Origin of the sequence: Thioalkalivibrio sp. ALJ7, from assembly GCF_000376865.1 — a bacterium.
Classification (GTDB): Bacteria; Pseudomonadota; Gammaproteobacteria; order Ectothiorhodospirales; family Ectothiorhodospiraceae; genus Thioalkalivibrio.
The window spans coordinates 174181-188826 of the sequence record NZ_AQXQ01000010.1 but is presented as its reverse complement, the minus strand read 5'-3'; the positions used below and the strand labels follow the sequence as shown (position 1 = coordinate 188826).

Annotated in this window: 14 protein-coding genes; 9 read left to right on the top strand and 5 right to left on the bottom strand. The window is 64.7% G+C overall.

The genetic code is table 11. The features are described from left to right. Positions 1-97 precede the first annotated feature (97 nt). The 6 genes from wrbA (at position 98) to hpnC (ending at position 5037) form a co-directional block, all read left to right on the top strand. Complete coding sequence (gene wrbA, locus D002_RS0106050; RefSeq protein ID WP_018141017.1) at positions 98-718, top strand: NAD(P)H:quinone oxidoreductase; 621 nt, start codon at positions 98-100, stop codon at positions 716-718. 140 nt (positions 719-858) lie between these two features. After that, on the top strand, positions 859-1251 hold the full coding sequence (locus D002_RS0106045; protein WP_018141016.1) for a DoxX family protein: 393 nt from the start codon (positions 859-861) through the stop codon (positions 1249-1251). A 79-nt stretch (positions 1252-1330) separates the two neighbouring features. Then, on the top strand, positions 1331-2668 hold the full coding sequence (locus tag D002_RS0106040) for a TRZ/ATZ family hydrolase (protein ID WP_018141015.1): 1338 nt from the start codon (positions 1331-1333) through the stop codon (positions 2666-2668). Positions 2669-2679: 11 nt separating this feature from the next. Further along, complete coding sequence (gene ubiG, locus D002_RS0106035; protein ID WP_018141014.1) at positions 2680-3444, top strand: bifunctional 2-polyprenyl-6-hydroxyphenol methylase/3-demethylubiquinol 3-O-methyltransferase UbiG; 765 nt, start codon at positions 2680-2682, stop codon at positions 3442-3444. After that, positions 3441-4130, top strand: coding sequence for an HAD family hydrolase (locus D002_RS0106030; RefSeq protein ID WP_018141013.1), 690 nt, complete (start codon positions 3441-3443; stop codon positions 4128-4130). The genes ubiG and D002_RS0106030 overlap by 4 nt, the downstream gene beginning before the upstream one ends. Positions 4131-4179: 49 nt before the next feature. Next, complete coding sequence (gene hpnC, locus D002_RS0106025) at positions 4180-5037, top strand: squalene synthase HpnC (protein WP_018141012.1); 858 nt, start codon at positions 4180-4182, stop codon at positions 5035-5037. Between the two features lie 27 nt (positions 5038-5064). On the opposite strand, the gene hemN is transcribed toward hpnC, so the two are convergent. Then, positions 5065-6453, bottom strand: coding sequence for an oxygen-independent coproporphyrinogen III oxidase (hemN, locus tag D002_RS0106020; protein WP_018141011.1), 1389 nt, complete (start codon positions 6451-6453; stop codon positions 5065-5067). Positions 6454-6632: 179 nt separating this feature from the next. Between hemN and hpnD the strand changes: the two genes are divergently transcribed. From hpnD to D002_RS0106005, 3 genes are read left to right on the top strand one after another with little or no spacing between them, the layout of a single operon-like run. Beyond that, the gene (gene hpnD, locus D002_RS0106015) at positions 6633-7496 is read left to right on the top strand and encodes a presqualene diphosphate synthase HpnD (RefSeq protein ID WP_018141010.1); all 864 of its coding nucleotides are present in this window, start codon (positions 6633-6635) and stop codon (positions 7494-7496) included. Position 7497: 1 nt separating this feature from the next. Further along, the gene (hpnE, locus tag D002_RS0106010) at positions 7498-8844 is read left to right on the top strand and encodes a hydroxysqualene dehydroxylase HpnE (protein ID WP_026181559.1); all 1347 of its coding nucleotides are present in this window, start codon (positions 7498-7500) and stop codon (positions 8842-8844) included. Beyond that, a complete protein-coding gene (locus D002_RS0106005; protein ID WP_018141008.1) occupies positions 8841-9629 on the top strand; it encodes an SDR family NAD(P)-dependent oxidoreductase in 789 nt (262 codons plus the stop codon). Before hpnE ends, D002_RS0106005 begins: the two co-directional genes overlap by 4 nt. A 12-nt stretch (positions 9630-9641) precedes the next feature. Here the strand turns inward: D002_RS0106005 and D002_RS0106000 are convergent, their stop codons facing one another. The 4 genes from D002_RS0106000 to D002_RS0105985 all read right to left on the bottom strand — a co-directional run bounded on the left by D002_RS0106000 (position 9642) and on the right by D002_RS0105985 (position 14622). Continuing rightward, positions 9642-11942, bottom strand: coding sequence for a YgiQ family radical SAM protein (locus tag D002_RS0106000; RefSeq protein ID WP_018141007.1), 2301 nt, complete (start codon positions 11940-11942; stop codon positions 9642-9644). A gap of 139 nt (positions 11943-12081) precedes the next feature. Beyond that, complete coding sequence (locus D002_RS0105995) at positions 12082-12480, bottom strand: globin (RefSeq protein ID WP_018141006.1); 399 nt, start codon at positions 12478-12480, stop codon at positions 12082-12084. A 65-nt stretch (positions 12481-12545) separates the two neighbouring features. Further along, positions 12546-12989 carry a hypothetical protein gene (locus D002_RS0105990; protein ID WP_018141005.1) on the bottom strand — a complete coding sequence of 148 codons (444 nt, stop codon included), beginning with the start codon at positions 12987-12989 and terminating at the stop codon, positions 12546-12548. Positions 12990-13059: 70 nt separating this feature from the next. Continuing rightward, positions 13060-14622 (bottom strand): glutamate synthase-related protein, encoded by a 1563-nt coding sequence (locus D002_RS0105985; RefSeq protein ID WP_018141004.1) that lies wholly within the window; start codon positions 14620-14622, stop codon positions 13060-13062. Positions 14623-14646: the final 24 nt, after the last annotated feature.

The window sequence follows — 14646 nt, the reverse complement described above, 5'->3', positions numbered from 1 at the left end:
CCGAATGGTTTGCGCGTTTTTACCGCCTTTTAATTCGGATTAATAGAACCTACATTAGATTCATTACGTTCCACTCCCACGCAGAGGCGAGACTCCAATGAGCACCAAGGTTCTGATCCTGTATTACTCCACCTGGGGCCACATCGAGCAGATGGCCGAGGCCGTCGCCCGTGGTGCCCGCGAGGTGGCCGACACTGAAGTCACCATCAAGCGCGTACCCGAACTGATGCCGGAAGAGGTGGCCCGCAGTGCGGGGGCCAAACTCGACCAGGCCGCCCCCGTCGCGAAGCCGGAAGAACTGGCCGACTACGACGCCATCATCATCGGCACACCGACCCGTTTTGGCCGCATGTCCGCGCAGATGGCGAACTTCCTCGATCAAACCGGCGCCCTGTGGTTCGGCGACAAGTTGGTCGGCAAGGTCGGCAGCGTCTTCGGCTCCACCGCCTCCCAGCACGGCGGCCAGGAAACGACCCTGATCTCGACCATCGTGAATCTGATGCACTACGGCATGACCATCGTGGGACTGCCCTACACCGAAAAGCGCCTGCTCGACATGAGCGAAATCAGCGGCGGCACACCCTACGGCGCTACCACCCTCGCCGCCGGAGACGGATCGCGCCAGCCCACCGAGAATGAACTGGGCATGGCCAGCAGCCAGGGGCGCCACGTGGCGGAAACTGCCCGCGCGCTGCGGCTGGGTCGTCAGGCGGATTAACACATCGCAAGGATAAGGCGCGCTAGCGCACGGAACGCCGGCCGCGCCCCTTTCCCCAAAATTTAGGCTACAAAGCAGTCAGTGCCAATCGGTACGAGCCTCGGGCAATTGCCCGCTATGACGAAAAGGAGAGTTACACCATGGACAACACACTCGACGACAGCGGGAAGCTGGTACTGCGCCTGGCACTGGGGATCATGATCCTGATGCACGGTATCGCCAAGGTGACCGGCGGGATTAGTGGAATCGAGGGCATGGTGGTCAATGCAGGGCTGCCCGCAATCCTTGCCTATGGCGTCTACATCGGCGAGATCCTGGCACCGATCCTGGTCATTATCGGACTGTATTCGCGCATTGGCGCGGTGATCATCGCGATCAACATGGTCTTCGCAATATTCCTTGCCCACGCCGACGAGATCGTTCAGGTCACTGCGCACGGCGGTTGGGCCCTGGAACTGCAGGGCATGTTCCTGTTCGCCGCGATCGCCCTGGCCCTCACCGGCCCTGGACGCCTGGCCATTAACCGCATGTAGCCCCGAACCCCGAAAGGGGCGCCGCAACGACGCTCCTTTCGGGTACCATTCGCGGCCCATACTCCCGCGATCCATAGCCATGCCCGAAAAGCCGACGCTGATCCTCAGCGCCACCCAGATCCTGCCTGTCATCCCGCGCGACACCATCCTGCGTGACTATGCTCTGGTCATCAGCGAAGGACGCATTGAGGCCATCCTGCCACGCGCCGATGCCCTCGCCAGCTATCCACAAGCCGAACACCAGCACCGCGAGGGGCACGCCCTGATCCCGGGTCTGGTTAACGCTCATACCCATTCCGGGATGAGCCTGCTGCGCGGCGTCGGTAGTGACCGCCCATTGATGGAGTGGCTCAAGGGTTATATCTGGCCCGCCGAGGGCAAACTTCTCTCGCCCGAGTTCGTCCGGGCGGGGACCCGACTATCGGTGGCCGAGATGCTGCGGGGTGGCACCACCTGCTTTAGCGACATGTACCTGTTTGTGGAGGACGGCGCCCGGGTCGTCGACGAGACGGGTATCCGCGCCTCGCTGGGGCTCACCGTGTTTGATTTCCCCACACCCTGGGCCAGTACGGCGGACGAATACTTCCAGCGCGGTGCCGATGTCGTATCGGCCTGGGGTGCGCACGAGCGCATCACCTTCAACGTAGCGCCCCACGCGCCGTACACCGTGGGCGATGCCAGCCTGGAGCGTGTAGCAGCCCGGGCCCGCGAACTGGACGCCCCCATCCACATGCACGTACACGAGACGGCAAGCGAGATCACCGATGCCCTGCGCGACCACGGCGAACGGCCACTGGCCCGTCTCGCACGGCTGGGTCTGCTGGATCAGCCCTTTATCGCTGTACACATGACCCAGGTAGACGATACCGATCTCGCATTGATGCGCGACCGACCAGTTTCCATCGCCCACTGCCCCGAATCGAACCTCAAGCTGGCCTCGGGATTCTGCCCCGTCGCCCGCCTGCAGCAGGCCGGCATCAACGTGGCCCTGGGCACCGACGGCACAGCGTCGAATAACGACCTCGACATGATCGGTGAGATGCGCACGGCGGCCCTGCTGGCCAAAGGGGTCAGTGGCGACGCCTCCGCCCTGCCCGCCACCGGCGCACTGGAGATGGCCACCCTGGGCAGTGCCCGTGCCCTGGGTCTCGAAGACCGGGTCGGCTCCCTGGAAGTCGGCAAGCAGGCCGACGTGGTCGCCGTGGACCTTCAGGCGCTGGAACTTCAACCGGCGCACGACCCCAGCGCCCAGATCGTCTATGCCGCGACGCGTGACGCCGTGCGCGATGTCTTTGTTGCAGGCCGGCCATTGCTCCGCGACCGTGAACTGCTTACGCTGAACCGGCAAGAACTCCACAACGAGGCGGAATACTGGCGTACTCGCGTGCTGGCGACCCAGCAGGACCCCACCGCCTGATCGAGAAGCCCATGAGCCCCGAATCCCACGCCCAGCCAGACTCCGCATCCCGGAATCACACTCGCGACAACGTTGATGCGGCGGAGATCCACAAGTTCACCCATCGGGCACGCGACTGGTGGGATCCGAATGGTCCCTTCGCCACCCTGCATGCAATCAACCCGCTGCGCCTGGAGTGGATTGATGGGCAAGCCGACCTGGCCGGCAAAAAGGTCCTCGATGTCGGGTGCGGTGCCGGCATCCTGTCCGAAGCCATGGCGATCCGTGGCGCGCACGTGACGGCCCTGGACGCCGGAGCCGAACACCTGGAAGTCGCTCGCGAACACGCGAGCGAAGCCGGGCTCGAGATCCACTATCTTCACACCACCGCCGAGGCGCACGCGGAACGCCATGCGGGCGACTACGACGTGGTCACCTGTCTGGAGATGCTCGAGCATGTGCCCGACCCGGATGCGGTGATCGATGCCCTGGTACAGCTTGTCCGCCCGGGAGGCTGGCTGTTCCTGTCGACCATCAACCGCACACCAAGGGCCTTTGCGGAGGCCATCGTCGGTGCGGAATACGTACTGAACATGCTGCCCACCGGAACCCACGAGTACGGGCGTTTTATCCGGCCCTCGGAACTCGGCGCGGCCCTGCGCCGCCACGGCTTCGAGGTGACCGCGATGACCGGCCTGACTTATTCCCCCTTGAGCGGCCGCTATCGCCTGGTGGCCCGAACCGACGTCAACTACCTGATGGCCGCGCGCCGGCCCGAAGCCGAAGACGGCAAATGAGACAAGAACTGGGATCGGTCCTGTTCGATCTCGACGGGACGTTGCTCGATACCGCGCCCGATATGCACGCCGCCCTGGTGACGCTGATGGCCGAATATGACCGCGCGCCGCTCCCCTTCGACGCCGTGCGCAACCATGTGTCCCACGGCTCGCAGGCCCTGGTCGCGCTCGGATTCCCGGATGCCGAGCCGGCCTTCGCCGAGCATCTGAAGGCGCGCTACCTGGAGATCTACGCCCGCGACCTGTGCCTCGCCACCGCATTATTCCCGGGTCTCTCCGAGCTGCTGGAGGCCTGCGAGGCGCGCGGCTGGTCCCTTGGCGTCGTTACCAACAAGCCCGGCTGGCTCACCGATCCGCTCCTGGACGCCCTTGGCCTGCGTTCGCGCCTGGCCGCCGTGGTCAGTGGCGATACGCTGCCACAGCGCAAGCCGGCGCCAGAACCGATGTGGCTGGCCGCGCGGCAGACCGGCCTGGCACCGGCGCAGCATTGCTACTGGGGTGACGCCGAGCGTGACATCGCCGCCGGACGCGCCGCCGGGATGCCCACGCTCATCGCCAACTGGGGCTATATCGACGCCCAGCAGGAACCGGAACACTGGGGTGCCGACGGCGCACTGGATCACCCCGGGGACTTCTGGGCCTGGTACCGCACGGCCCTTCGTCCGGAGGCTGGCCTTGCCAGCTGAATCCGAATTCGTGCGCCCGCCGTACTCTGAAAAGCGGGCCTGAACGCCGATGTCACCGCGGATCAAGGCGGCCTACCGTCACTGTCGCCAACGCGCCAGCGCACACTACGAGAACTTTCCGGTGGCCTCCTGGCTGTTGCCGGCCCGGCTGCGTGGTCCGGTCGCCGCAATCTACTGCTTCGCCCGGGATGCCGACGACCTCGCCGACGAGGACCCGCGCCCAATCGAGGAGCGTCGGGCGGCACTGCTGGCGATGCAGGAACGCGTCCAGATCCTAGAAGACCCGGCCGCCGAACACGAGCCGGAATGGATTGCGCTGGCCGACGCCTGTTCGCGCTTCGATCTGCCGGCCGCCCCGTTTTCCGACCTGATCGATGCCTTTGTGCAGGACCTGGAGCAGACCCGATACGCGACCTTCGGCGAGGTGATGGACTACTGCCGGCGTTCGGCGAACCCGGTGGGGCGCCTGATGCTGCACCTGGACGGGAACCCCACCGAAGAGATGCTCGGCTATTCCGATGCGGTCTGCTCCGCGTTGCAGCTGATCAACTTTTATCAGGATCTGCAGCAGGACCTGCAGGAAAACAACCGGATCTACCTGCCGCAGGATGAGCTGGATCAGTACGGCGTAACCGAGGCGATGCTGGAGGCGGGTCAGACCACCTTCCAACTACGTAATCTGATGCAGTTCCAGTACGCCCGGGCCGACCGGCTGCTACGCGCCGGAGCACCGCTAGGCGGCATGCTGCGCGGGCGGATGGGGCTGGAGATCCGCGCCATCATCAACGGAGGCGCCCGGGTGCTCTGGCGCCTGCGACAGCAGGAGGATGTCTTCGCCCGCCCCCGCCTGCGCACCCGGGACGCCTGGATCATCCTGCGTCACAGCCTGCGTCCCCGCCGCCGATAGAGACACTGACGCCATCAGCGTGGCCCTCTAAACCACCTTGCTATAGCGCTGCGCGGCCTCCGCGTCGAGGTAGGCATCGAAGCTCATCGCAACATTGCGCAGGAGCAGTCGCCCGCGTGGCAGTACATCCAGGCGATCCGACCCAATCCGCACCAGCCCGTCCGCCTCCATGCCACTCAAGCGCTCCAGGGCATCCGCGAACACCTCGGTAAACACAATTCCGTGGCGCGCCTCGATGGAGGCGTAGTCGATGCGCGAGTGGCACATCAGCTCGCTAATCACGTCTCGGCGCAAACGGTCGTCCGCGCTCAGTTCGATGCCACGAAACACCGGCGGGCGTCCTGCATCCAGCCTACCGTAGTAGGCCTCCAGGTCCCGCAAGTTCTGGCTATAGGTGTTCCCCACCTTGCCGATGGCTGTTGGGCCCAGCGCGACCAGGTCGTACTCGGCCCGCGTCGAATAGCCCTGAAAATTACGCTGCAAGGTTCCGGCCCGTTGCGCCTGCGCCAGCTCGTCATCGGGGAGGGCAAAGTGATCCATGCCGATGTACACGTAGCCGGCATCGGTCAGTCGCCGAATGGTGGTTTCCAGTATCGCCAGCTTCTCGGCGGCATCCGGCAGGTCGGCATCGCGGATCTGACGCTGGGTCTTGAACAACTCCGGCAGGTGCGCGTAGTTGTAGATCGCCAGACGCTCCGGGCGTAGCTCCAGGGCACGCTCCAGGGTGGCGCTGTAGGTCTCCACGGTCTGTAGCGGAAGCCCGTAGATCAGGTCGAAATTGGTAGAGGAGAAGCCATTGGCCCGTGCCTGTTCCACCACCCGGGCGGTCACCTCGAAGGGCTGGATGCGATTGACCGCGCGCTGCACGTTGGGATCGAAATCCTGGACCCCGAGGCTGATGCGATTGAAGCCCAGCTCGCCCAGTAGCGGTATGGTCCCCGGCCGGATGGCGCGCGGGTCGATCTCGATGGAGAATTCGCGGTCATCACTAGTATCGAGCTGAAAGTGGCGCCCCAGTGTGGCCATCACGAGACGCAGATCCTCGTCCCCAAGATAGGTTGGCGTGCCACCCCCAAGGTGTAGTTGTCCCACCTTGCGGTCGGTGGAGAACAACTCGCCCTGAAGTTCGGCCTCGCGTTCCAGATACTGCAGATAACGCTGCGCCCGTTGGTAATTTCCCGTGATCACCTTGTTGCAGGCACAGTAGAAGCAGACCGTGTCGCAAAATGGCACATGGAGGTAGAGCGATAGCGGCCGGGTGGATCCCGAGGCGTTTGTCGCCTGGGCCGCCTCGGCATAGGCGCGGTCATCGAAGCGCTCGTGGAACTGCGGCGCCGTCGGGTAGGACGTATAGCGCGGGCCGCTCACGTCGTAGCGACTCAGGATCTCGGGATCAAATACCAGGCCTTGTTCCATCGTGAAGCTCCTACGCCCTTTGCGCCGCACATTGGCAGCCTCGTTGCACAGGCTAGAACGGCCCCGCACCGGCCCCCTTGATGCAGGTCAACAATCCCGCGTTCCGCGCCGGCTCCCGCCGGCCACACCGCTTGTGCTAGCCTTCCTCTCCCTGTGTGAAACCCGCCACGCGAGAGCGCATGTCCCCCGACGAATATTGCGAGGAGAAGGCCGCGCAAAGCGGCTCCAGCTTCTACTACGCCTTCCGCTTTCTGGAACCCGACCGGCGCCGTGCGATTACCGCGCTGTACGCGTTCTGTCGGGAGGTAGACGACATCGTCGACGAGGTCAGCGAAGAGAGCATCGCGCGCACGAAGCTGCAGTGGTGGCGCGAAGAGATCGCGCGCCTGTTTGAAGGTGAGCCACGCCACCCCATCAGCCAGGCGCTGCAACCGCATGTCGCCGCGTTTGATCTGGGCCGCGAATACTTCGACGAGATCATCGATGGCATGCAGATGGATCTCGACTACGACAGCTATCCGGATTTCACCACGCTATCGCTGTATTGCTATCGCGCGGCGAGTGTCGTGGGCATTCTGTCCGCCCACATCTTTGGCTACTCCGACCGGCATACCCTGAAGTACGCCCACGACCTCGGGATGGCCTTGCAGCTCACCAACATCCTGCGGGATGTGCACGAAGACGCGATGCGCGGTCGCGTGTACATCCCGATGGACGAACTGCACAAGCACGGGATCAAACCGGAAGAGTTTCAGGTCAACATTACCGACGATCGCCACCGAGCCCTGTTCGCGCAACAAGCCGAACGCGCACGGCGCTACTACGACCGGGCCGAGGAACACCTCCCCGACGCCGACCGTTACGCGCAACGTCCCGGACTGATCATGGCCGCCATTTACCGCACCCTGCTTGACGAGATCGAGGACGACGGCTATCGCGTGCTGGAACACCGCGTTCGCCTTACGCCCATCCGCAAGCTGTGGATCGCCTGGCGCACGGCTCGGCGTCTCAAGCGTGAACAGCGCCGCCGCGCGGCGGAATAACATGCCCACCCGCCCTAGCGCGGCGCCCGTCGTGATTGTAGGCGCGGGATGGGCCGGCCTGACGGCAGCCCTGACCCTTGCGCGCGCAGGCCGATCTGTGCACCTCATCGAAGCCGGGGAGACGCCGGGTGGCCGGGCCCGCAGCCTCACGCTCCACGGGACCGAACTCGACAACGGCCAGCACATCCTCGTTGGGGCCTGCCAGGAAACCCTGGCACAGATCCGCGGCGTCGGCCTCGACCCGGACACCTGCTTTCATGCCGTCCCTTTTGGCCTAAGGATGTTTTCCTCTACCGGCGCCTCGGGAACGCCCGCATTGGTACTGGAACCGAATTCGCCGCGCCTCCCTGCACTGGCCATGGCGCTATACCGGGCCCTCTCCGATAAAGCGCTGAGCACCCGCCTATGGGCCCTGATCGGCGCCTCCGGCATGTTGCACCGCCCTCTGAGCCAGGATCGGCCCGTTCTGGAATGGCTGCGTGGATGGCATCAACCTGACACGCTGATCAAGTCCCTGTGGGACCCCCTCTGCCTCGCGATCATGAACACGCCGACGCGGGAAGCCTCCGCGCGCATCTTCCAGAACGTATTGCGCCTCGCGCTCAATCACGGGCCCAAGAATGCCCAGCTGCTAATCCCGGCCCGCCCACTGGGCGAACTCTTCCCGGAGCCCGCCCTCCACGAACTCCGCGAACGTGGCGCCCGCGTTGATCTGGGACGCCGCATCACAGGCCTGGAACACAAGCATGGTTGCGCCACGGGCGCGTTTGAGCTGGTTGACCGGCGCGGCGAGACCCTCCCGGCGGCGGGCGTCATCCTCGCCACATCCCCCGTTGCCACCGCCAAGCTTCTCCCTCGACATTCCGCCTGGGACACTACGCACCAGGGCCTCGCAGCAATGGGCGCCTGCAGTATTTGCACGGTCTACCTGCGCTACGCCCAACCCTTGCGCGGCCGCCCCCCTCTGCAGGGTTTACTCGACCAGCACGGGCAATGGCTGATCCCGCGACACGTGGCAGGCGCGCCGCACTGGCTGGCGGTCGTGATCTCGGCCGCCGACGACCTGGAACCGTTGACGGCCGAGGAACGATGGCGCACCGTCTCCCGCTCGTTGGCGGCGACATTCCCCGAATTGGGCACCCCCGAAACGGGCCATACGGTTTGCGAGCGCCGCGCCACGATCAATGCGCGAACCGAGCTCGACCCACAACGGCCCCCACCCCAAACGCCGTGGCAAGGCTGCTTTCTGGCAGGCGATTACCTGACCCATTCCCTGCCGTCCACCCTCGAAGCGGCCGTACAATCTGGACTAGAATCGGCACACCTGCTCCTGGAGGAACATCCTTGACCGACCTCAATATCCCCCGCCTGATGGATTACCGACCCGAACCCGGCGCATTCGACCAACGTGTCATTCTCGTCACGGGTGCCGCCGACGGTATTGGCCGCGCAGTCGCCGAAGCCAGCGCAGCGGCTGGCGCGACCGTGGTCCTTCTGGACAAGGACATCAAGGGGCTGGAACAGGTCTACGACGTCATCGAACAGGCCGGCCATCCGCAGCCGGCGATCTACCCGCTGAATCTCGAAGGCGCCACGGTCAAGGACTATGGTGACCTGGCCGAGAATATCCGCGAGTCCCTGGGGCGGCTGGATGGCGTGGTATTGAACGCCGGATGGGCCGGCACGCTGATGCCAATGAAAAACTACGACCCGGAACTCTGGTTCAAGGTCATCAACAGCAACCTGCACGGCCCGTTCTTCCTGATGCAGGCCGTCCTTCCGCTACTGGAAGAAAGCCCCATCGGCAGCATCGTGATCTCGACCCAGAATGCGCGCAAGGCCTTCTGGGGCGCCTTCGGCATGGCCAAGGCCGCGCAGGATGCGCTGATCGACATCCTGTCCAATGAACACCGCAACGAGCCCCGCTTCCTGCATGTCAACGGTGTGGATACCGGTCCGGTTCGTACCCGCTTCCGCGCCGGACATTACCCTGGCGAGAATGCCGAACTCCTGCCCGCCCCGGACGAAGTAGTGGGTCCCTACCTGTACTTCCTGGACCCGGGGGACCGCACCACCACGGGCGAGAACATCAGCCTGGAAGAGTTCGCCCTGGTACCCGACGGCTCGGCCTGAACCGATTCGACCTCAGACGCGCGGCCGTTTCCCGGCCGGGCGACCCTTGCGCCGCTTGCCACTGGCCGCACGAGGCTTGCCGGCTGTGCGGCCGGCCGCCGGCGCGGCGGACTTGCCAGAGGACGCTGGCTTGCCTCCTGGACGCGCCGCGGCCTCGACACCGTTGTGCTGCGTCTGGAAGGTCTGGCCACGCTTTTTCAGGGCCTTGCCGCCACGCGTGATACGCCCGCCCGCCGCCGGACGCGCCGCGCCCTGCCCGGTTCCAGCCGGTTGCCAGGTCGGCACCAGGTGGTGCTTGCCGTTGCCGATCAAGTCCGCGCGGCCCATGCGTTGCAGCGCATCCCGCAGGAGTGGCCAGTTATTCGGATCGTGGTAGCGCAGAAAGGCCTTGTGCAAACGCCGTGCACGCACCGCTCGCGCCACGGGTACCCGCTCGCTGACCTTGCGCCGAATGCCGCGTAGCGGATCCCGCCCGGAGTGCCACATCGCGGTCGCCAGCGCCATCGGGCTCGGCAGGAACGCCTGCACCTGGTCGGCGCGGAAATCGTTCCGCTTGAGCCACAGCGCCAGCTCCAGCATGTCCTTGTCGGTCGTGCCCGGGTGGGCCGCAATGAAATACGGGATCAGGTACTGCTCTTTTCCGGCCGCCTTCGAGTATTTCTCGAACATGGCCTTGAACCGGTCATAGGTGCCCATGCCCGGCTTCATCATCCTGGAAAGTGGCCCAGATTCTGTATGTTCCGGCGCAATCTTCAGGTAACCACCGACATGGTGGGTCACCAGTTCCTTCACGTATTCCGGTGACTCGATCGCCAGGTCATAGCGCAGGCCCGAGGCGATCAGGATCTTCTTGATCCCCGGTAAAGCCCGCGCCTTGCGGTAAAGACGGATCAGCGGCGCATGATCCGTATCCAGGTTGCTGCAGATCCCCGGATACACGCAGGACAGTCTCCGGCAGCTGTGCTCGATCTTTGGGTCCTTGCAGGCCAGGCGGTACATGTTGGCCGTCGGTCCACCCAGATCCGAGATCACGCCGGTAAAGCCGTCGACCTTGTCGCGGATCTCCTCGATCTCGCGCAGCACGCTGTCCTCGGAACGGCTCTGGATGATCCGTCCCTCGTGCTCGGTAATGGAGCAGAAGGTACAACCGCCAAAGCAGCCGCGCATGATATTGACCGAGAACCGGATCATCTCCCACGCCGGGATGCGCGCATCGCCATAGGACGGATGCGGGGCCCGTGCGTACGGCAGGTCGAACACGGCGTCCATCTCCGGTGTGGAGAGCGGGATGGGCGGCGGATTCAGCCAGACTTCCTTGTCGCCGTGGCGCTGCACGATCGCGCGGGCATTGCCCGGGTTGGTCTCCAGATGCAGTACCCGCGAGGCATGCGCGTACAGCACGGGATCGCCCCGGACCTGTTCGAAAGCGGGAATGCGAATCACGGTCATCTCCCGGGGCGTTCCCCGCGGGATATCGCGGTGGAAGCGGACCACCTTGGCCCCGGCCTCCGCGGCCGCGTCCTGCGCCTCGGCGTCGGCACAGGTCTCGGGCGACACCATCGCGTAGGGGTCCGGGTTGGCATCGACCGGGCCGGGGGTATCGACCTCGCTGGAGTCCAGCTCGACAAAACCACCGGGAACGGTGTCGCGCAACAGGGCCGTACCACGAAGATCCGTGATATCGCGTGGGTGCTCACCTGCCGCCACGCGATGCGCCAGGTCTACCAGGGCCCGCTCCGCGTTACCGAATAACAAGATGTCGGCCCGCGAATCCAGCAGCACGGAACGCCGCACCTTGTCCTGCCAGTAGTCGTAATGCGCGATGCGCCGCAGGCTGGCCTCGATGCCGCCGGCGACCACCGGTACATCCTTGTAGGCCTCGCGGGCGCGCTGCGCGTAGACGATGACCGCGCGGTCCGGGCGCTTGCCGTGGACATCTCCCGGGGTGTAGGCATCGTTCGAGCGGATTTTCCGCTCGGCGGTGTAGTGGTTGACCATCGAGTCCATGTTCCCGGCGGTGACGCCGAAGAACAGGTTGGGTCGCCCCAGCGCACGGAATGGCTCGGCAGAGGTCCAGTCCGGCTGGGCCAGAATCCCGACGCGGAAGCCCTGAGCCTCCAGCAGACGCCCGATGATGGCCATGCCGAAGCTGGGATGGTCCACGTAGGCATCGCCCGTGACCAGCACGATGTCGCAGCTATCCCAGCCGAGGTCATCCATCTCCTCGCGCGTGGTCGGCAAGAACGGCGCCGTGCCGAAACGCTTGGCCCAGTAGGGCTTGCGGGCAAACAGGGAATCGGGTGCTGCGGACATGACCAGGCTTCTTCCGGCGAGCGCCGGCAACAGGAAATGCGCGCATTACACGCCCCGGACGCCCCGAGATCAACAACACACGCCGATCAACAGGCCTTGCAAAGGGTACATAGGCACGCGTTACGCACCCCATTTGAAATCAGTAGCGCTCGATAAACAGGTCGATCGCGGGGCTTAAAGCACCCCGCCAACGCTGGGCCAGCGGCTCCTCCCAGCGGGGGTCGACCTCGCGCGCGGTCTCCACCATGCACTCCAGCCACACCCCGTACAGTTCCGGCTCGACCGGGACGCGGCCATGGCGGCTGTGCACCTCCGCCATCTTCTCCATGGTGGGAGCCACGAAGCTTTCGCCTTCGGCATAGCTGATCGCGGTTGAGACCGCCTGGCCCAGGGCCCGCTTTTGCTGCGACCAGTTGGTGGTCTGGAACGCCGCCGCCACGCGGTCATCCGCGGCCAGGAAACGTTCGTAGAAACGATCCACAAAGTTGCCGGCGCGGCGACAGCGACCGTAACTCTGATGGACATCGGAATAGCTCATGGCAGGCCCCGCTGTGAAAACCGGGCCATGCTACCGAGGCTCCGAGCGCCCCACTCTGATCCAGATCAAACCCTGGAGGCGCCGCCGCGATCGCCGCCCGGCCGTCCAGCCATGTGCAGTTCCATCAGAACGTCTACCGCAGGTGCAATGGCGGCACGCCATTCTGGTTCTAGAGCCGCGACCCATTCGGGGTCCGTTTCCTTGATGGTTGCGATCAGGCTCTCGACCCAAATTGGGTACAACGACGGGTCGATCGGTACGTCGCCGTGCGGGCTGTGCACCTGGACCACACGATGGATGCCATCGGCGGGCGCGGACCCAGAGCGACTTTGCTGGATGACCGCACGAACCGACTGATCCAGGATCACCTCCTGACGGGCCTTCGTGTAGCGGCCTAGCGTCGCATCCACGCGTTTATCGGAGGACAGAAACCGGGCAAGAAAGCGGCCCAGAAAGGCCCCTTCAGAGCGGCAGCGCTGATAGCTCTGCCGAACATCAAGATTGTTCACACCCGGATCCCCGGTCAACGCGGCACAGTCCGCTCAAGAATTATACATAAGGCATGTCGAATTTAGGCATTCATGTGCCTTCCAACACGCCGGCATACTGAATCCCGGCCAGTCGGGCGAGATTGCGATCAAAGGTCGTCAGGTCGTTCGGTCCAAAGTCTTCCAGGTTCGCATGACCGCAGGCCCTGGCCAGGACCCGCATCAATTCCGTCGACCCCTGAAGGAAGCGCCCGAGGCGTTCTGCACCCTCCTGCGGATCCAGCCGCGCCCGCAGCTTCGGGTCCTGGGTTGCGACACCACTGGGGCACTGGTTGGTGTGGCACATGCGTGCGCCCACACAGCCCACGGCCTGAATCGCCGAGTTCGCCAACGCAATGCCGTCGGCCCCCAGGGCCATGGCCTTCACGAAGTCCGCGGGCGTGCGCAGGCCGCCGGTCACGAGTAGCGTCACCCGCCCCGAGGCCCCATTCGCATCCAGAAACCGCCGGGCTCGGGCCAGGGCCGGGATCGTCGGCACGCTGATGTGATCGCGTAGCAGGGCCGGCGACGCGCCGGTTCCGCCGCCGCGACCGTCGAGAATCAGGTAGTCCGCCCCAGCCTCGAGGGCAAAGGCCAAGTCCGCCTCGATGTGATTGGCCGAAAGCTTAAATCCCACCGGCACCCCGCCCGTCTTCTCACGAACCGAGTCCGCAAAGCGCCGAAAGTCGGCGGGCGTCTTCAGTTCCTTGTTCGCGGCGGGTGAATGGGCATCCTGCCCTTCATCGATGCCACGCACCTGGGCAATCTCCTCACTCACCTTACTGCCGGGCAGGATACCGCCTACACCGGTCTTGGCCGCCTGCCCCGCCTTGAAATGAAACGCCTGAATCTTCTTCAGCGCCGCATCGGAATAGCCAAACTGGGCCGGCCCCAACTCGAATAGATAGCGGGAGTTTTCCTGCTGCTCGGCCTCCAGCATGCCGCCCTCGCCAGAGCAGATCCCGGTGCCCGCTCGCTCCGCCCCTCGGGCCAGGGCAATCTTCGCCTCCCGCGACAGCGCACCGAAGCTCATGTCCGACACCAGCAAGGGAATATCCAGCTCCAGAGGGCGCTTCGCCTCCGGGCCAATTACCAGACGGGTGTTCACCTCCGCATCTTCTTCCAACGGAGGTGTCGCCAACTGAGCCGCCAGCAACTGCATCCCGTCCCAGCTTGGAAGATCGTCGCGGGGCACGCCCATCGCCACCGTCGTACCGTGGCGCCCGACCGCTTCCAGACCCCCACGTGCCACGGCATGAATCCACTCCACATGGGGCTCCGTTTCCGTATTGCGTGGGCCCGGAGCTTTGGAGTCATCCTCCGTATCCTGTGGCGCATCCAGGTCCACGCTTGCAGACCTGCCGACTTTGTCCGCATCCAGCTGCGCGTGGGTGCCATCGCAATACGGCAGGTTGCCGGATTGCTTGCACTGGCAGAGAAAGGCCTCGCCATCCTCTTCTGCGGTGAACATCAGCGGTTCGATCCCCGTGCCCTGATGCGACCCATCACAGAACGGCTGATCCTGAGAGCGTCCGCAGCGGCAGAATGCGTACTCCTCGCCCTTTTTTAGCTCCACGCCCTTGGGTTCCACTGCAGCGATAATCGGTGCGGCCATGTGAGGTGCTCCTTGCGGTTGTTA

What these genes read in the sequence shown, in the direction of transcription:
- wrbA (WP_018141017.1), top strand. Translation starts at nt 98, where the DNA reads ATGAGCACCAAGGTTCTGATCCTGTATTACTCCACCTGGGGCCACATC.
- D002_RS0106045 (WP_018141016.1), top strand. Translation starts at nt 859, where the DNA reads ATGGACAACACACTCGACGACAGCGGGAAGCTGGTACTGCGCCTGGCA.
- D002_RS0106040 (WP_018141015.1), top strand. Translation starts at nt 1,331, where the DNA reads ATGCCCGAAAAGCCGACGCTGATCCTCAGCGCCACCCAGATCCTGCCT.
- ubiG (WP_018141014.1), top strand. Translation starts at nt 2,680, where the DNA reads ATGAGCCCCGAATCCCACGCCCAGCCAGACTCCGCATCCCGGAATCAC.
- D002_RS0106030 (WP_018141013.1), top strand. Translation starts at nt 3,441, where the DNA reads ATGAGACAAGAACTGGGATCGGTCCTGTTCGATCTCGACGGGACGTTG.
- hpnC (WP_018141012.1), top strand. Translation starts at nt 4,180, where the DNA reads ATGTCACCGCGGATCAAGGCGGCCTACCGTCACTGTCGCCAACGCGCC.
- hemN (WP_018141011.1), bottom strand. Translation starts at nt 6,453, where the DNA reads ATGGAACAAGGCCTGGTATTTGATCCCGAGATCCTGAGTCGCTACGAC.
- hpnD (WP_018141010.1), top strand. Translation starts at nt 6,633, where the DNA reads ATGTCCCCCGACGAATATTGCGAGGAGAAGGCCGCGCAAAGCGGCTCC.
- hpnE (WP_026181559.1), top strand. Translation starts at nt 7,498, where the DNA reads ATGCCCACCCGCCCTAGCGCGGCGCCCGTCGTGATTGTAGGCGCGGGA.
- D002_RS0106000 (WP_018141007.1), bottom strand. Translation starts at nt 11,942, where the DNA reads ATGTCCGCAGCACCCGATTCCCTGTTTGCCCGCAAGCCCTACTGGGCC.
- D002_RS0105995 (WP_018141006.1), bottom strand. Translation starts at nt 12,480, where the DNA reads ATGAGCTATTCCGATGTCCATCAGAGTTACGGTCGCTGTCGCCGCGCC.
- D002_RS0105985 (WP_018141004.1), bottom strand. Translation starts at nt 14,622, where the DNA reads ATGGCCGCACCGATTATCGCTGCAGTGGAACCCAAGGGCGTGGAGCTA.